Below are 16,143 nucleotides of genomic sequence, written 5' to 3' on the forward strand. Positions count from 1 at the left end.
GCACCGTCGTTCTCAGGAGTTCCCTCGATGTCCTTGCCCCGCTTGTCGTCCCGGCTGTCCCTGCTCGTCGTCGCGACGGTCGCGGGTCTGACCCTCACCGGGTGCGATTCGACCACCGAGGACACCTCCGTCGCTCCGGCGGCGACTTCCGAACAGTCCCCGGCGCCGAGCTCCGAAACTCCCACGACGACACCGTCACCCACCACGACGCGCCCCACCTCGACGACTGCACCGAGTCCGGCTGCGTCGAACCCGGCAGTGTCGAACCCGGCAGCGTCGGCGGATTCGTCGGAGGCCCTGGCCCGGCTGGCGACCCTGCCCGTCAAGGGGCGCGCACCCAAGACCGGGTACAGCCGCGACCTGTTCGGCCAGGCGTGGAGCGACGACGTGTCTGTGGAGTTCGGAGGCAACGGCTGCGACACCCGCAACGACATCCTGCGACGCGACCTCGTCGACATCGTCTACCGGCCCGGTACCCGCGACTGCGTCGTCGCGTCCGGAACCCTGAACGACGTGTACACCGGCACGACGATCGCGTTCACGCGCGGCCAGGACACCTCGACCGCGGTGCAGATCGATCACGTCGTCGCGCTGTCGGACGCGTGGCAGAAGGGTGCGCAGCAGCTCGACGCGGGAACCCGTGCCGATTTCGCCAACGACCCGCGCAACCTCCAGGCCGTGGACGGGCCGACCAACCAGCAGAAGAGCGACGGCGACGCCGCGACCTGGCTGCCGCCGAACCGCGCGTACCGCTGCACGTACGTCGCGCGGCAGATCGAGGTCAAGGCGATCTACGGCCTGTGGGTGACGCAGGCCGAGCACGACGCGATGGTGCGGGTCCTCACCGAATGCGGAGGCGGAGCTCCCGCCGCTGCACCCGCTCCCGCACCCACCACGACGACGCGACCGGCCCCCGCGCCTGCGCCGGCACCCGAACCGGCTCCGGCTCCGGCACCCGCACCCGCACCCGCACCCGCCGAGCCGGCCCCTGCTCCGGCGGACGTGTACTACAAGAACTGCGCGGCGGCCCGGGCCGCCGGAGCTGCGCCGCTGTATGTGGGTGAGCCCGGCTACCGGCCGAAGATGGACGGTGACGGGGACGGCGTCGCCTGCGAGTAGCGCACACCGCCGTGATCTCCAGGTCAGCTGAAGCGGTCGGTGAGATTGCGGCGCATGCGGTGCAGCTCGCGGAGCTGGGCGCCCAGCCGCTCGACCTCGGCGTCGAACCGGCGCGCCCGGTCCACGGCCCCCACCCGGTGTTCGGCGAGGGCCTTCTGTTCGGTCTTCTCGATGGCTGCGGACACCTCGTCGATCTCCCGGTCCAGCATCTCCACCCAGACCGAAGCCTGCTCGTGGTCGGCGTCGCCGGCGAGCGGGAAATTGTCGTCCGCGGTCACGAGACGCATCGTGCCCGAGATCGGCCCGGTACGCGAACAGGGGCGGCGGAAAAGCAGAAACCCCGTGGGACGCTGTGCGCCCCACGGGGTTCCGTGGCGGAGGATAGGGGATTTGAACCCCTGAGGGCGTTAACCCAACCCGCGTTCCAGGCGAGCGCCATAGGCCACTAGGCGAATCCTCCGTGGGGAAGCATACCGAATGGAGACCCCAACTTGCCAAACGAGCACGTCGCACCCTGGTTCCGGGGGTGCTGCGGGGGCGGGTTCGCCGCCGGGGCGCTCGTTCCTCTACACTTGCCGATGGATCCCGCGCGGCGCGCATCCTGTGAACTCCCCCAGGGCCGGAAGGCAGCAAGGGTCAACGGGCTCTGCCGGGTGCGCGGGGTCCTCTTAATTTCCGCCGATGCCCGTGTCGCCGTGCACGGTGAAAGGTCCCTCCGCATGCCTACGCAGACCCAGTACGGGTTGATGAGCCATGAGGAACTCGTTGCAGAGAACGAGCGCCAGTCCGCCAACTACGAACGGTTGAAGTCGGAGAAGCTGACGCTGGACCTGACCCGCGGCAAGCCCTCGCCCGAGCAGCTCGACCTCTCCGCGGAGTTGCTGTCGCTGCCGGGCGCCGACGACTTCCGCGACGGCAAGGGCACCGACACCCGCAACTACGGCGGCCTCACCGGCCTGCCCGAGCTGCGCGCGATCTTCGCCGAGCTGCTGAACATCCCGGTCGAGAACCTGCTCGCCGGCAACAACGCGAGCCTCGAGATCATGCACGATCTCGTCGTCTGGTCGCTGCTGCACGGCACCGTCGACTCGCCGCGCCCGTGGTCGCAGGAATCGGTCGTCAAGTTCCTGTGCCCGGCGCCCGGCTACGACCGGCACTTCGCGATCACCGAGTCGCTCGGCATCGAGATGATCCCCGTGCCGCTGCGCGAGGACGGCCCCGACGTGCGGTTCATCGCCGATCTCGTCGCGAACGACCCGCAGATCAAGGGCATGTGGGCCGTGCCGACCTACTCGAACCCCACCGGCGCGGTGTACTCCGAGGAGATCGCCCGCGAGCTGGTGTCGATGCCGACGGCCGCTCCCGACTTCCGCATCTTCTGGGACAACGCCTACGCGGTGCACCCGCTCACCGAGCACCTCGCGCCCGCGATCGACATCCTCGGTCTGGCCGCGCAGGCCGGTCACCCCAACCGTGTGTTCGCGCTGGCGTCCACCTCGAAGATCACCTTCGCCGGTTCGGGCGTGAGCTTCTTCGGCAGCTCCACCGAGAACCTCACCTGGTACCAGAAGCATCTGGGCATCAAGACCATCGGCCCCGACAAGGTCAACCAGCTGCGTCACCTGCGTTTCTTCCGCGACGCCGAGGGCGTGCGTGCCCACATGGCCAAGCACCGCGAGATCCTCGCGCCGAAGTTCGCGCTGGTGCGCCGCATCCTCGAGGAGCGTCTCGGCTCGTCGAAGGTCGCGTCGTGGACCGAGCCCGAGGGCGGCTACTTCATCAGCCTCGACGTCGTCGAGGGCACGGCGGCCCGCGTCATCGCCCTGGCGAAGGAAGCGGGTATCGCGCTGACGGGTGCCGGTTCGGCGTTCCCGTACAAGAAGGACCCCGAGGACAAGAACATCCGCCTCGCGCCGAGCTTCCCTTCGCTCGGCGAGCTCGAGAAGGCCATGGACGGCGTCGCGACCTGCGTGCTGCTGGCCGCGGCGGAGAAGGCGCTCGCCGACAAGTAGTGCGCGGGTAGGTACGCAACGCGAGGACGAGGCTCGCAACATCGGCAGTCACTGCCGACGTTGCGAGCCTCGTTTCTTTGTTGCGTGCCTCCGTCGGCAACAATCTGCACTCCGAGTGTGAGTTTGTTCCCAACCTGTGGATAAAGTTGTGCACAACACGTGGACCGACGGTGGACAACTCGGATCACCCCTGGTCGGGGCGTTATCGGTACCCGCCGTGACAGCGACTTGCTTTCCCCGACCGACCTGACATACTCGCTGGTCAGGGTCGCCGCATACCGTGCGGCGGGTTCGGAAGTGGTGAGTGTGATGGAAAACCGCGCTCTCGTGAACTCCGGAGTCGGCGCATCGGCCGTCGGATCTGTCACGGGGTGTCTCGGTGTGCTGAAGGTGTTCCTCCTGGCGCTCGACATCGAGGCGGCGCCCGAGACGCCACCGCGGGTCCCGCCCGTCGAGAAGGTGGAGCCTTTCCTGCCGGCACGTATCGCCGATCGGCCCGATTCGGACCACGGTGTTCGTCCGCCGTGTCTGCTCGCGTTCCGGCACGTCGTCGACCCGACACGACCGGAGGTCTCGTTCGGTGCATCGACGGGTTCGCTGCGTGAGGCGCCGGACGCGACCCGGCCGTATGTGGGACACCCCGCGACATGCGTGTCGCTGTGGGACGTCCCCGGCCATGGCCTCGTCCTGGCGTTGGAGTCGCTGACGGACCACGGCCCGCCGTTGATCGACTGGCGCAGCGACCCGCTGCAGGACCGCGACGGCGCCGGTCTGCGCCCGGTGCTCGGCGAGTTCCTCGCGCCCTTCGAACTGACCTCCGACGCCTGCCTGAACGACGTGTTTCCCGGACTGAACAGGCGGTTGTGCGCGCCGACGACCTACCGGCCCCTGCACGAACTCGTCGTCCACCGTCACCGGGGGGTCGGTGATCGGGAGGTCGTCGAGGGGATGGTCGTGGAAGTGGTCTCGAGCGGCGGCGAACGGGTCCGCTCGCTCGTCGACGGTCCGCGCATCGGACCCCAGGCCCGCGCCGCCGCTCGGTCCTGGGGCGTGTTGTGGAAGTGGGATCGGGTTCCGCTGGTGGACCGGCCCGTGCAGCCGGGAGCGGCCATCGCCGTGCGGGAGGACTCCGGTGCGGTGCTGTTCGACCTCGAAGCCACCGCCCTCGGCAGCGACTACGTCGGGCACGGCACCCGCGAGATGATCTACGGGCTCATCCCGTGGGTGGCGGTGCGGGCACGGGCCTCCGCCGACTACTGGACGACCGTGGAGCATCTGCGCCACCCCGACGGGCTCGACGGCGATCGGCTGGCCACGGTCCTCGACGACATTGCGGTCATGCAGGCCCGCCGGATGGAGCGTGCCCTGCTGCGCAAGGAATCGATCCACGACGATCGGTTCCATTCGTGGACGCAACCCACCCAGCTGCGAGCGCTCATGGCCGGCCGGGTCGCCGACGAGTTGGCCGAACTCGACGCGGAACTGTCCGAGGCCGTGGACGTCGTCGAGCACGCCCTGCTGCGCAGTGCGGAGTTGCGCGGCGCGAGGCACACCCGCCTGGCCCAGGGCTGGTCCGCGGCGGCCTCGGTCATCGCCGTCGTGGCGCTGTTCGCCGCACTCGCTGCCGTTCCGGCAACGTCACAACCGACACTCTTCCCGCACTGGTTGCATGCTCTGACCACGTCGATCGCGCTCACGCTGGGCATCGTGATCGCGGTGGTCGTGTGGCGCCGCCCCTGACGCGCAGGGCATGATCGTCTGCATGTCATCGACGCTGAACCTGGTCGGAGATCCCGACGCCGACGCACTGCTGGCCGAGAACCCGCTGGCGCTTCTCATCGGCATGCTGCTCGACCAGCAGGTGGCGATGGAGGTTGCGTTCGCGGGACCGAAGAAACTCGCCGACCGTCTCGGCGGTCTCGACGTGGACCGCATCGCGTCGGCCGATCCCGACGAGTTCGTCGCGGTGTGCGCGCAGCAACCGGCCGTCCACCGGTTCCCCAAGTCGATGGGACAGCGGATCCAGGCGCTGTGCGCGGCGATCGTCGAGGACTACGACGGAGACGCCTCCGCACTGTGGACCTCCGGCGACCCGGACGGCAAGGAAGTGCTGCGACGGTTGAAGAAGCTGCCGGGCTACGGCGACCAGAAGGCACGTATCTTCCTGGCGCTGCTCGGCAAGCAGATGGGTGTGCGGCCCGAGGGATGGCGCGAGGCCGCCGGCGACTACGGGCACGAGGATGCGCGCCGGTCGATCGCCGACGTCGTCGACGAGCAGTCGCTGCGCGAGGTGCGCGAGTTCAAGAAGTCGATGAAGGCAGCGAAGAAGTCATGAGGCGTGTCGTAGCAGTGTGCGGCGCCGCCGTCGCCTTCGCCGCGGGGGCCGTGGGTGTGGCCTCGGCCGGCGGGGGAGACGACCGGGTCGTCCTCCGGCCCGGCGACGGGATCGTGTTCTCCGCAGAGCCGACACCGGGTTGGTGTTCCGTGGCAGCGGTCGGACACGACGACGCGGGTCGTCTCGTCGCGATCACGGCGGGGCACTGCTACCAGACGGGATCGTCGCCCGTCTGGAAGGTCGACGAGCAACATCGAGGGCCGATCGGAACCGAAACGGACGTCGCGAGTACGGGTTCGGTCGATCAGCTGGGATTCCCCACCGACGAGATCGCCGACTACGCGGTGGTCCTGCTCGACGAGACCCGCGTGCGGGGATCGAACACGTCGGTGCCCAACGACCGGGGAGAGCGTGTCGTGCTCGAATCGGTCGCGGCGTTCGGCGAGGGTGAACTGCCGGTCGGAACACATTGTGCGGCAGGGCGGAGCACGTCGGTGGCCTGCGCGACCGGCGATGTGCGGGTGGACGGGAACCTGATGTCGTCGCCGCTGCTCATGCGGCCGGGCGACTCCGGCGGTCCGCTCGTGCGCGCCGAGACGGGGGAATGGATGGGACTGTCGGTGGGCTACCGGTTCCCGCAGACCGCGGTCTCCGACGACCGGCAGGTTCCCGACACGAGGTTCGCCGCCTACCAGCGGGCCGATCGGATCCTCGCCGAGATCGACGCGCACGACGGAATCGGCTCGGGGTTCCGTCTCGTCGACACCCCCTGACCGATCCCGCCCGCGTTACCGTCAGAGCGTGTCGAAACGCGGAATCAGATGTTCCGCAACGTTCTTCGCCTCGTCGATGAGCGGCCATCCGGCGAGGATCAGGGAGGTCAGTCCGGTCGCGTCGCGCAGGGTGCGCACGTGGCCGGTGATCTCGTCCGGATCGCCGACGTAGTAGACCGCCGACGAGCCCGTGGCGAAGATGTCCAGCGGTGACCACGCGGTGATGCCCGCGTAGAGTCCGTCGCCGAGATACAGGTCCTCGGGTTCGGGGAGCTTGCCGGCGTTGATGGTGTCGACCCAGCCCTGCCGCTGCGCGTCGCGCGCGGTGAAGGTCTTCAGATCCTGCTTGCCGTGCGTGCGGCGGCGCACCGCCTTGTCGAGCACGTCCTGGATCTGCTCGATCCCGGCCTTCTCGAACAGCGACCGGAACCGCTCGAGTGCCTCGTCCCGGTTCGGACGCACGATGACGCCGGACAGGGCGCCGAAGTCGGTGTACTCGCGTCCCTCCGCTGCAGCGGATTCGCGTGCAGCGGTGAACTTCTCCGTGACGAACGAGGTCTCGCGCAGCATGATCAGGTAGGCGTCGAGCACCTTGCCGGCGTTCTGCAGACCGGCGGGGGAGTCGCCCGTTCCCCACAGCGGGACCGAGTGGTCCGCAGGAGCATCGATGCGCAGCGGGGTGTTCGGGAAGTTCGACGCGGTGCCCTCGGCATAGATGCGCCGGAACTCCGCCCAGTACTTCTCACCGAGCTCGTACCGACGGTCGTGCTCGACGTTCATGTCGTACTTGGTGAGGATGTTCTCCCGGCCGTTGACCGAGTTGATCATCAGACGACCACCGCTGAACGCGTCGAAGGTCAGGGCCTTCTCGGCGAGCAGTCGCGCGGGCGTCATGTTCGCGTAGATCGCGACGAGGAACTTCATCCGGCTGGTGTGCGCCGCGGCCCAGGTCGCCGAGATGAAGGGGTCGTTCGGCCAGGTCGCGACGAGCGCACCTTCGAAGCCGCCGTCGTCGATGGTCTTCGCGAGTTCGATCTGCCGCTGCCCGTCCACCGGGTACAACCCGCCGGGGCTCCAGGGGTAGTCGCCGTCGGCCTGGGTGAGATACCAGAAGGTCTTGATGGGCATTACTTCGTGTCCTTCGAGGGGAGTTCGAACGGTTCGACGCGGGCGCGAGCACGCAGCGTGTCGGCGTCCACGGCGAACAGGGCGTCGAGGTAGGCGACGGCGAACGAGCCGGGGCCGGTGGAGTTCTCCTCGGCGATCTCGGACGCCACGGCGACGTGCGTGTGGGCGGTCGCGAGTCCGACGAGAGGGGTCTCCGCGACCGCGAGATAGGCCGCGACGAGTCCGCCGAGGGAGCATCCGGTGGAGGTCACGCGCGGCAGCATGGCGCTGCCACCGGCGATGCGCACTCCGACGATCCCGCCGACGCGGTCGCGGCCGACGAGGTGATCGACGGGACCGGAGGCCGACACGGCACCCGCGCGGTCGAGCAGCGCGAGCGCGGCGGGCACGGCGGCAGCGGCCTCGTCGGCGCTGTCGACGCCGCGCGTGTCACCGCCGAGGCCGGCGAGCGCGATGATCTCGGAGGCGTTGCCGCGGATCGCGGTGGGGTGGAACTTCAGCAGGTCGGCGGCGAGCGAGGTGCGCCACGCGAGTCCGCCCACGCCGACGGGGTCGAGGACCCACGGGGTGCCGGCGTCGTGCGCGGCCTCCGCCGCGCGGGTGAAGGCCACCGAGGTCTCGTCGAAGGGCGTACCGAGGTTGACGAGCACTCCACCGGCGATGCGTGCGAAATCGCCTGCCTCGTGCGCGTTGTCGATGTGCGCGTTGCTGGCGCCCGCGGCGAGCAGCACGTTGGTGAGGAAGTTGGCCGAGACGATGTTGGTCAGCGAGTGCACGAGCGGCGTCCGGGCACGCAGGGCGTCGAGGGTGACGGCGAGATCGTCGACGGTGGGGGTTGTGGTCACGGAAGATCCTGTCGGGAGATGGGGGAGGGGACGAAGCGGGTCAGGATCGCGGACATCGCATCATGCGTCGCCCTTCCCTTCTCCGAGTGTCCGCATGGGGAGCGCGGGGTCGGCCGTCCACTCCTCGAGGGATCCGTCGTAGACGGCGATGTCGTCGTGGCCCGTCCGGACCAGTGCGAGCGCCACCAGGCAGGCCGAGACGCCGCCACCGCAGTAGAGGATCAGGGGCCGGGCCGTATCGGCGAGGGCCTGCTCGGCCATCTCGGCGATCCGATCGGTGCTCCGCAGGACGCCGTCGGCGAGCAGGCTCTTGGCCGGCAGGTTCCGGCTCCCGCTGATGTGCCCGCGGCGCGCGTAACGAGTGGTGGCGGTGCCTGCGAACTGCTCGGCGTCGAGCGCGCAGACGAGGGTGCCCGGTGCGTCACCGGACACCACGGCGAGCACGTCGTCGCGGTCGCGCCACAGGCCGCGGTCGGGCAGACCGGTCCGGGATGTGGTGACGCGGCGTTCGGCGGCGTCGCCGGTCTCCACGGGCAGATCGAGCTCGGTCCAACGGGCGAAGCCACCGTCGAGGACTCGGGCCGAGATGCCGATGTTGCGCAGCATCCACCACAGCCGGGAAGCCCAGGTCATGCCACCGTCGTCGTAGATCACGAGGTCGGCGTCGGGGGCCACGCCGAGTTCGGCCAGGGCCGCCGCCAGGTCGTCGGGGGCGGGGCGGGAGAAGTGCAGCTCGGTGCCGGGGGCGCTGAATCCGCCGAGCAGGTCGGCGTGCACGGATCCCGGGATGTGCGCGGCGCGCCAGGTCGCGTAACCGGATTCCGGTCGGTAGTCGCCGTCGAAACGAGGCTTCGGGAAGGTGACCGTGGCGTGCAGGACCGTGTGTGCGCCGGGGTCGCTCGCGAGTTCTTCGGCGCTGATCAGCACCTGTTCGTCCCGGAAAGCCGCCTCGGTCACGCGTTGGGTCCTCTCGTCGTGTTCGAGGAGCGACGCTAAACGACGAATAACGTATACGCAAGTATGCGTACGTTGACGGTGGCATAATCGGCGCACGTAAACGGCATGCCTACGGAGGATGTAGATGACCGAGCAGGACGCGACGGCCGAGCTGGAGAGCTCTCTTCTCGTCGAATCGCCCACCGGGCGCGACGACCAGACCTCCAAGCAGTACCTGCGCCTGCGCTCGGACATCCTCGCGGGGAAGTTCCCGCGCGGCGCCGCTCTGCACGAGACCCAGCTCAGCGAGACCTACGGGGCGTCGCGCACCCCGATCCGCGAGGCGCTCAACTGGCTCGCGCACGACGGTCTGCTCGAGCGGGCGAGTCGCGGCTTCCGGGTGCGTTCGGGCACCCCCGAGGACGTCATCGAGATCTATGCGGCGCGCGTCGCGCTCGAATCCGAGGCGGCCGGTGCCGCGGCGATCCGGCACACCGATCTCGACATGGCCAGGCTCGAGCGGCTGCACGATTCGTGCTGCTCCGCCACCGACGACGCCGCGGTGCGCATCGGGAACTTCCGGTTCCACGAGGCGTTGTGGCAGGCCGCGCACAATTCGACGATCATGGCGTTGCTCGTGCGACTGACCACCCAGCTGCGGATCTACGACTCCGGGCCGCCGTCCAACTACGGCGAGCCCGATCTGCTCAACCGGGAGCATGCGCAGATTCTCGACGCGTTGCGGGCGCGGAACGAGTCCGCGGCCCGCGAGCACATGCGTGCTCATCTCGAGCGCAGCCGCGAGCAGCGCATCCGCCTCTTCGCCCGCGGCTGAGCCTTCACTCCTGATCGGACGTGTCGGTGTCCCCGGCGAGGATCCGGTAGAGGGATTTCTTGGCTTCGGTGAGGACCGCGTGTGCCGCGGCGACCTCGGCGTCGGAACCGCTCATGGCGACCGACCGAGTCGCGACCTGCAGTTCGCGCAGTGCGAGTCGCAGGTCGGGGGCGCCGGAATCGGCGTCGTGACCGGCGAAGGGGTCGATGAGTTCGTTCCCCGGATCGTCGATGTACGTGCGGCCCGCGTCCGTCAGTGAGACGAGCTTGCGTCCGCCCTCCTTCTCGACCGTGACGAGTCCTTCGTCCTCGAGCTGGGAGATCGTCGGGTAGATCGCGCCGGGGCTGGGGCGCCAGGCGCCGCCGGTCCGTTCGGCGATCGCTTCCATGAGCTGGTAGCCGTGCATCGGCTCGGTGCCGAGCAGGCGCAGGACTGCCGCGCGGACGTCGCCTCGCTGTGCTCGGCCGCGTCGTCCTCCTCGCGGGCCTCCGCGTCCCCGTCCGCCGCCATCGCGGTGCGGGTGGAAGCCGGGTTCGTCGTCGTGCGGGTGGTGTCCGCGACGGCGGGGTCCGTCGGCGCGGAACGGGCCGCCGGGGAGATTTCGATCGTGCATAGCGCGGCGACGGCCGCGGGGATGTTCGTGGGTGCGCATCTGTGCGTCTCCTTCTTTGTCGATACGATCACGATAGATCTCGATATATCGTTAACGCAAGAGTGGTCTCGGCCACAGATGTCGACGGACCGACCTCCGTGCATGTCGGGAGCCGCCGGTACGCTCGGCGCGTGGCTCTGTACCGGAAGTATCGACCTGCGACCTTCGCGGAGGTGGTGGGGCAGGAGCACGTCACCGTGCCCCTCAGCACGGCGCTCGACACGGGCCGCATCAACCACGCCTACCTGTTCTCGGGTCCTCGGGGATGCGGCAAGACGTCCTCGGCCCGAATTCTCGCCCGCTCGCTCAACTGCGAGACCGGCCCCACGTCCACGCCGTGTGGCACGTGCCGGTCGTGCGTGTCGCTCGGCCCGGGCGGTGGAGGCAACCTCGACGTCACCGAACTCGACGCCGCGAGCCACGGCGGTGTCGACGACACCCGCGAACTCCGCGACCGCGCGTTCTACGCTCCGGCCGAGTCGCGCTACCGCATCTTCATCATCGACGAGGCGCACATGGTCACCACGCAGGGCTTCAACGCCCTGCTCAAGATCGTGGAGGAGCCGCCGGAGCACCTCATCTTCGTCTTCGCGACCACCGAGCCCGAGAAGGTGCTGCCCACCATCCGGTCGCGCACGCACCACTATCCCTTCCGGCTCCTCGCTCCCACGGCGATGCGGGGTCTGCTCGAACAGATCTGCGGCCAGGAGAACGTGCCGGTCGAGGACGCGGTCTATCCGCTGGTCATCCGTGCCGGCGGTGGATCCCCCCGCGACTCGCTGTCGGTGATGGACCAGCTCCTCGCCGGTGCCGGCCCCGAGGGTGTCACCTACGAGCGCGCCCTGTCGCTGCTCGGCGTCACCGACGTCGCGCTCATCGACGAGGCCGTCGATTCGCTCGCGGCCGGCGACGGCGCGGCGCTGTTCGGCACCGTCGAGAAGGTCATGGACGCCGGGCACGACCCGCGTCGCTTCGCCGTCGACCTCCTCGAACGCCTCCGCGATCTCATCCTCATGAAGTCCGTCCCCGACGCCGCCGAGCGCGGACTCGTCGACGCACCCGGCGACGTCCTCGAGCGGATGCGCGACGAGGCGACCCGCTTGGGCCCGGCCACCCTCACCCGCTACGCCGAGATCGTGCACGCCGGGCTCGGCGAGATGCGCGGTGCGACGTCGCCGCGTCTGCTGCTCGAGGTGATGTGCGCGCGCATGCTGCTCCCCGCGGCGTCCGACGGGGAAACTGCTGTCCTGCAACGTCTCGAACGACTCGAACAGGGCATCGTCGCGGCTCCTGTCGGAGGTGCCGCGCCGAAGCCGGTGGCAGCACCCGCCGCGCCTGCCGCACCGCCCATCTCGCCCGACGAACCCGCGGCACGTTTCCAGCGTCCCTCCCAGCGCCGGGCAGCCGAGGTGGCACCTGCCGCACCGTCCACCGAGACTGCTCAGCCCCGCGAGGCCGCGCAGCCGCAACCGGAAGTTCCTGCCCAGCAACCCCCTGCCCAGCACGAACCGGTGCAGCCCGAACCGGCCCAGCCGGTACCGACCCCGACGCCGTCTCCCGCCGCCGCGCAACCTCCCGTCGTCCCGGAGGCGCCGCAGCCGCAGAGTGTGCCCGACGAGGTTGCCGCGCAGGAGGTTCCGCCGCCCGCCCCCGAGGAGCCGGTTGCTCCCGAACCCGAACCCGAACCCGCCCGCGCGACAGGCGGTCCCGACGCGGCCCAGATGCGGGGTGTGTGGTCGGAGGTGCGTGCGAAGGTCCGCGAACGCAGCCGCACCGTCGAAGTGATGCTCTCGGGCGCCACCGTGCGGTCGGTCGACGGCACCCGCGTCGTGCTCGTGCACGACTCCGCTCCGCTCGCGAAGCGACTCGCCGACGCGCGCAACGCCACGGTCATCGCCGATGCGCTGAAGGCGGTCTTCGGCGGGGAGTTCGAGGTCACCTGCGTCCACGGTTCCGCTGCTGCGGAGGCGCCTGCCAGAACCCCGGCGCCCGAGAAGAATTCGCGTCCGGCGGGTCAACCGCGTTTCTCCCGGCCGAGTCAGGCGAAGAACGCCGCGGCGCCCGCTCCCGTCGAAGCCCCCGCCCCACCGCAGCGACCGGCGGCGGCACCGTCGGCTGCTCCGACGTTCACACGTCCGTCCGCGGAGAACGTCGACGACATTCCGCCGCCCGAAGCGCCCGACCTTCCCGACGATCCGGGCTCGGGCTACGACGCGCCGCCGCCCGACCCGTCGCAGATGACGGAGGCGGACGTCGAGGAGATGTTCGCCGAGGCCGCCACGCCCGGCGACCCGTCGACGCGCCGCGATCCGGAGGAAGTCGCGATCGAGCTGCTCAAGGACGTGCTGGGAGCGAAACCGCTCGACGAGAAGTAGTCGTACCGAGTCCCAGGTCGCATCGACCGCGTCGGCGATTCGTCTCTGCTGTCGACGGGTATGGCCTCATCATGAACCTGCACGAACTCCTGCGCGCCGTCGAATCCTTCGACGCTGTGGATCGGCCCGCCGAGCGCATCGCGCAGCGCATACGGCGAGTCCTCGACGGCTCCGTCGTCGACGACCTGCTCCGAGGTTCCTGGCTCGGACACCCCGTCCATCCCCTTCTCGTCACCGTCCCGATCGGGTCGTGGGTGTCCGCGGCGGCGTTGGACGCGCTGCCCGGGCAGCGCACCGCGTCCCGGCGACTCGTCGCGTTGGGACTGGGCGCGGCCGTCCCGACGATCGTCACCGGGTACACCGACTTCTCCACGCTGGAGGAGGTCCCTCAGCGCAGGGTCGGCGCGGTGCACGCCGTGTCGAACGCGATCGGGGTGATCTGCATGGCGACGTCCTATCGCGCGCGACGTGCCCGCCACGACCGGGCGGGGACGGTGTGGACCCTGATCGGTCTCGGCGCCGTCGGTGTCGGTGGTGCCCTCGGCGGTCACCTCTCCTACGCCCAGGGCGGGGGAGTGTATCGGTGGCAGCGACCGTCCGAGAGCGTCGATCTTGCAGCCGAACTCGAGGACATCGGCGCGAAGCGCTGAGCGTTCGTCGCCGAGGTTCACAACCCACAGAGGAGGCTGACAACCCTGAGGGTCGACCACCAGGGTTGTGAGCCTCGTTTCTCGGTTGTGAACCCCCGCCTACCGGCACACGGCGGTCAGCGCGATCTCGAGCGGCGCTCCACCGGGCAGGGTGTGGACGCCGACTGCGGTGCGTGCCGGTAGTGCGTCCACACCGAGTTCGCGTTCGATCACGTCCGACGCGCCGTCCGCGACCACCGACAGGTCGACGAAGCCGGGCGCGCTCGCGATGTAGACGACCATCTCGACCGGCCGGAACGACGTGCCCTCCGGCACCGTTGCGCGGATCGCCGCCAACGCGTTGCCCACCGCGACGACCGCGGCGGCCCGGGCCTGTTCGACGGTGACCTCCGCGCCGACCCGTCCGGTGAGGATCAGTTCGCCGTCGCGACGCGGGGTCATGCCCGCCGTGCGGACGGTGTCACCGGCCAGCACGGCCGGGACGTACCGGCCCTGCGGCCGAGGTGCAACAGCAGCAATGTCAGAGGACACCCAGCGCCACCCCCTCCTGTCGTGGATCGCTGCCTCCGGACAGCACTCCGCGGTCGTCGATCGAGATCACCTGTGCGCTTCCGTCTGCGCCCAGTGGTTCGAGCACTTCCACCCGGTGACCGAGTTCGCGCAGTTCGTCGCACACGCCGTCGGCGACGTCGCCTTCGATCCGCAACGCGGTCGGTTCGCCGAGCACGTTGGCGTCCGATCCCGGGAAGACGGTGAAGCGCGGCGCCGAGACCGCCTCCTGGGGGTCGAGACCGTGGTCGAGCAGGTGCGACAGCAACTGCATGTTCCACTGCACCTGCCCGTCGCCGCCGGGCGTGTTGCCCACATGCCGCAGTTCGCCCGCCGAGTCGGTGACGATCCACGCGTTGAGCGTGTGCAGGGGCTTGCGGCGCGGCGCCACCTCGTTCGGATGCCCGTCGATCAGGTAGGCACCGCGACCGAGTCGGTTGTTGAGCACGATGCCCGTACCGGGCACCGTGAGCTTCGCTCCGAAGGTGAACGCCAGCGAATGGATGAACGACACCGCCCGCCCCTCGGAGTCCACGGTGACGAACGACGTCGTGTCCCCGGCGGAGACCGAGAAGGCCTCGGCGAGTGCACGCTCTTCGATCCGTGCGCGACCGGCTGCGATGTTCGCGGGCTCGAGCACCCGTGCGACCCCGTCGTTGTCCGACGAGCACCAGCGGAGCCTGTCCTCGAAGGCGACGGTGGCCGCGCGGGCCATCCGGTCGATCGACGCCGCGCCGAGCACAGGGTGGGTACCGAGCGCGTCGTCGCACAGGGCGGCCTGGTGCAGGACCATCCATCCCGGCGTCGGGAGCGGGGTCTGGTGCACGACGTGCCCCGCATAGGTGCCGGTGAGAGCCGCCTCCGCGTCCACTGCCGCCCCGGCCTGCCATTCGTCGCCGCTGAACGGTGCTCCGCCCCCCTGCAGCGTAGCCACGCAGCGCTCGGCGAGCGTGCCGGTGTAGAACGAGCCCGGATCCTCGGCCAGCGCACGGATCGTGCGGGCCAGATCGGGCTGGGGAAGCACGTCGCCGAGGCGCGGGACGTGGTCGCCCGGTGTGTACACCGAGGCGAGTCCGGCGTCGCCGCGGATCGCACGCAGCGCGACCTGCACATCGGTCCGGGTCTTCGCCGAGCACGGCAGGCCGCTCTCGGCGATCCGGGCTGCCGGCGCCCACAGTTCGGGCAGCGACCTGCTCGCTCCCCGCCGGTGCAGTGCGGCCAGCGCGGCGGGCGCGCCGGGGACGGCGACGGCGAGCGCCCCGTCGAGCGGGATCGCGTCGAGTCCCCGCTCCCGGTAGAAGTCCGGTGTGCCGCCGTCGGGTCCGTAACCGCTGCCGTTGACGGTCCACACCGACCCGTCGGGCTCGCGGACCACGGCGAACGCGTCACCGCCGATGCCGCACTGGCCGGGTAGCGTCAGCCAGGTGACCGCTGCCATCGCCAGGGCCGCGTCGACGGCGTTGCCACCGTCCTCGAGGACGCGGACCCCGGCGAGGCTCGCGAGTGGATGACTGGACGCGACCATGCCTCCGGTCGCGAGCGTCGCCGGTCGTGTCGCGCGCCGGGTCATGCCGACCGCATCCGACGTCGACGGGGTCCTTCCGGCGGCTCGGCGGGGTCGATCCCGACGAAGATCTCGCCGTCGCGCTCCTCGCACGGATAGGTCTTGATGGGTTCGGTGGCCGGCGGGCAGATCGGCTCGCCGGTCTCGAGGTCGAATGCGCTTCCGTGGCAGGAGCATCCGATGCCGTCCTGGACGAGCTTGCCGGACGACAGCAGGCAGTCGAGGTGTGAGCAGTAGTTGGACGTGGCGTACGCCTTGCCGTCCAGTCGGGAGATGGCGAACTCGTAGTCCTCGGCGTAGAACCGGCGGACGATGCCTTCGGGCACCTGCCCGGATCGGGCCACTCGCTTGAACTCCATGGTCTTTCCTC

At 69.9% G+C, this 16,143-nt stretch carries 16 protein-coding genes, 1 tRNA gene and 1 other RNA gene; 9 read left to right on the forward strand and 9 right to left on the reverse strand.

Features of this window, described 5'->3' with window-relative positions:
• Nucleotides 1-27: 27 nt before the first annotated feature.
• Nucleotides 28-1,119 (forward strand): GmrSD restriction endonuclease domain-containing protein, encoded by a 1,092-nt coding sequence (locus LPH33_RS01475; protein WP_026060905.1) that lies wholly within the window; start codon nucleotides 28-30, stop codon nucleotides 1,117-1,119.
• Nucleotides 1,120-1,142: 23 nt separating this feature from the next.
• Here LPH33_RS01475 and LPH33_RS01480 read toward each other — a convergent pair whose 3' ends face one another.
• Both LPH33_RS01480 and LPH33_RS01485 read right to left on the reverse strand, forming a co-directional pair.
• Nucleotides 1,143-1,406 (reverse strand): hypothetical protein, encoded by a 264-nt coding sequence (locus LPH33_RS01480; RefSeq protein WP_016691009.1) that lies wholly within the window; start codon nucleotides 1,404-1,406, stop codon nucleotides 1,143-1,145.
• An 85-nt stretch (nucleotides 1,407-1,491) separates the two neighbouring features.
• Nucleotides 1,492-1,579: transfer RNA gene (locus LPH33_RS01485), tRNA-Ser, on the reverse strand.
• Nucleotides 1,580-1,696: 117 nt separating this feature from the next.
• Between LPH33_RS01485 and ffs the strand changes: the two genes are divergently transcribed.
• From ffs to LPH33_RS01510, 5 genes are all read left to right on the forward strand, one after another.
• An RNA gene (gene ffs, locus LPH33_RS01490) (signal recognition particle sRNA small type) lies at nucleotides 1,697-1,791 on the forward strand.
• A 47-nt stretch (nucleotides 1,792-1,838) separates the two neighbouring features.
• Nucleotides 1,839-3,131 (forward strand): aminotransferase class I/II-fold pyridoxal phosphate-dependent enzyme, encoded by a 1,293-nt coding sequence (locus LPH33_RS01495; RefSeq protein ID WP_324256225.1) that lies wholly within the window; start codon nucleotides 1,839-1,841, stop codon nucleotides 3,129-3,131.
• Between the two features lie 309 nt (nucleotides 3,132-3,440).
• Complete coding sequence (locus tag LPH33_RS01500; protein ID WP_229566831.1) at nucleotides 3,441-4,871, forward strand: hypothetical protein; 1,431 nt, start codon at nucleotides 3,441-3,443, stop codon at nucleotides 4,869-4,871.
• Nucleotides 4,872-4,893: 22 nt separating this feature from the next.
• A complete protein-coding gene (locus tag LPH33_RS01505) occupies nucleotides 4,894-5,466 on the forward strand; it encodes an HhH-GPD-type base excision DNA repair protein (protein WP_088899157.1) in 573 nt (190 codons plus the stop codon).
• Nucleotides 5,463-6,239, forward strand: coding sequence for a trypsin-like peptidase domain-containing protein (locus tag LPH33_RS01510; protein WP_229566832.1), 777 nt, complete (start codon nucleotides 5,463-5,465; stop codon nucleotides 6,237-6,239). Before LPH33_RS01505 ends, LPH33_RS01510 begins: the two co-directional genes overlap by 4 nt.
• Nucleotides 6,240-6,260: 21 nt before the next feature.
• Here LPH33_RS01510 and LPH33_RS01515 read toward each other — a convergent pair whose 3' ends face one another.
• The 3 genes from LPH33_RS01515 to LPH33_RS01525 are packed head-to-tail and all read right to left on the reverse strand — an operon-like array spanning nucleotide 6,261 to nucleotide 9,169.
• Entirely contained in the window at nucleotides 6,261-7,367 is a 1,107-nt protein-coding gene (locus LPH33_RS01515; RefSeq protein WP_229566834.1) for an LLM class flavin-dependent oxidoreductase, read from the reverse strand.
• Nucleotides 7,367-8,212, reverse strand: coding sequence for a hydroxyethylthiazole kinase (gene thiM, locus LPH33_RS01520; protein ID WP_229566836.1), 846 nt, complete (start codon nucleotides 8,210-8,212; stop codon nucleotides 7,367-7,369). The genes LPH33_RS01515 and thiM overlap by 1 nt, the downstream gene beginning before the upstream one ends.
• A gap of 60 nt (nucleotides 8,213-8,272) precedes the next feature.
• Complete coding sequence (locus tag LPH33_RS01525) at nucleotides 8,273-9,169, reverse strand: sulfurtransferase (protein ID WP_229566837.1); 897 nt, start codon at nucleotides 9,167-9,169, stop codon at nucleotides 8,273-8,275.
• A gap of 124 nt (nucleotides 9,170-9,293) precedes the next feature.
• On the opposite strand from LPH33_RS01525, the gene LPH33_RS01530 reads away from it, so the two are divergent.
• Entirely contained in the window at nucleotides 9,294-9,983 is a 690-nt protein-coding gene (locus LPH33_RS01530) for a GntR family transcriptional regulator (protein WP_060653963.1), read from the forward strand.
• Nucleotides 9,984-9,987: 4 nt separating this feature from the next.
• Here the strand turns inward: LPH33_RS01530 and LPH33_RS01535 are convergent, their stop codons facing one another.
• Nucleotides 9,988-10,635 (reverse strand): PadR family transcriptional regulator, encoded by a 648-nt coding sequence (locus LPH33_RS01535; protein ID WP_229566839.1) that lies wholly within the window; start codon nucleotides 10,633-10,635, stop codon nucleotides 9,988-9,990.
• Nucleotides 10,636-10,766: 131 nt separating this feature from the next.
• Between LPH33_RS01535 and LPH33_RS01540 the strand changes: the two genes are divergently transcribed.
• Together LPH33_RS01540 and LPH33_RS01545 are read left to right on the forward strand one after the other, a co-directional pair.
• The gene (locus LPH33_RS01540; protein ID WP_229566840.1) at nucleotides 10,767-13,010 is read left to right on the forward strand and encodes a DNA polymerase III subunit gamma and tau; all 2,244 of its coding nucleotides are present in this window, start codon (nucleotides 10,767-10,769) and stop codon (nucleotides 13,008-13,010) included.
• A 71-nt stretch (nucleotides 13,011-13,081) separates the two neighbouring features.
• The gene (locus LPH33_RS01545) at nucleotides 13,082-13,660 is read left to right on the forward strand and encodes a DUF2231 domain-containing protein (RefSeq protein WP_088899627.1); all 579 of its coding nucleotides are present in this window, start codon (nucleotides 13,082-13,084) and stop codon (nucleotides 13,658-13,660) included.
• Between the two features lie 99 nt (nucleotides 13,661-13,759).
• On the opposite strand, the gene LPH33_RS01550 is transcribed toward LPH33_RS01545, so the two are convergent.
• Genes LPH33_RS01550 through LPH33_RS01560 form a run of 3 tightly spaced genes read right to left on the reverse strand, consistent with a single transcriptional unit; the run spans nucleotide 13,760 to nucleotide 16,132 of the window.
• On the reverse strand, nucleotides 13,760-14,191 hold the full coding sequence (locus LPH33_RS01550; protein WP_229566842.1) for a RidA family protein: 432 nt from the start codon (nucleotides 14,189-14,191) through the stop codon (nucleotides 13,760-13,762).
• Complete coding sequence (locus LPH33_RS01555) at nucleotides 14,181-15,779, reverse strand: gamma-glutamyltransferase family protein (protein ID WP_229566843.1); 1,599 nt, start codon at nucleotides 15,777-15,779, stop codon at nucleotides 14,181-14,183. Before LPH33_RS01555 ends, LPH33_RS01550 begins: the two co-directional genes overlap by 11 nt.
• A complete protein-coding gene (locus LPH33_RS01560; RefSeq protein WP_006552493.1) occupies nucleotides 15,776-16,132 on the reverse strand; it encodes a Rieske (2Fe-2S) protein in 357 nt (118 codons plus the stop codon). The genes LPH33_RS01555 and LPH33_RS01560 overlap by 4 nt, the downstream gene beginning before the upstream one ends.
• Nucleotides 16,133-16,143 lie beyond the last annotated feature (11 nt).

The organism is Rhodococcus sp. RDE2, assembly GCF_020885655.1.
Taxonomy (GTDB): domain Bacteria; phylum Actinomycetota; class Actinomycetes; order Mycobacteriales; family Mycobacteriaceae; genus Rhodococcus; species Rhodococcus pyridinivorans.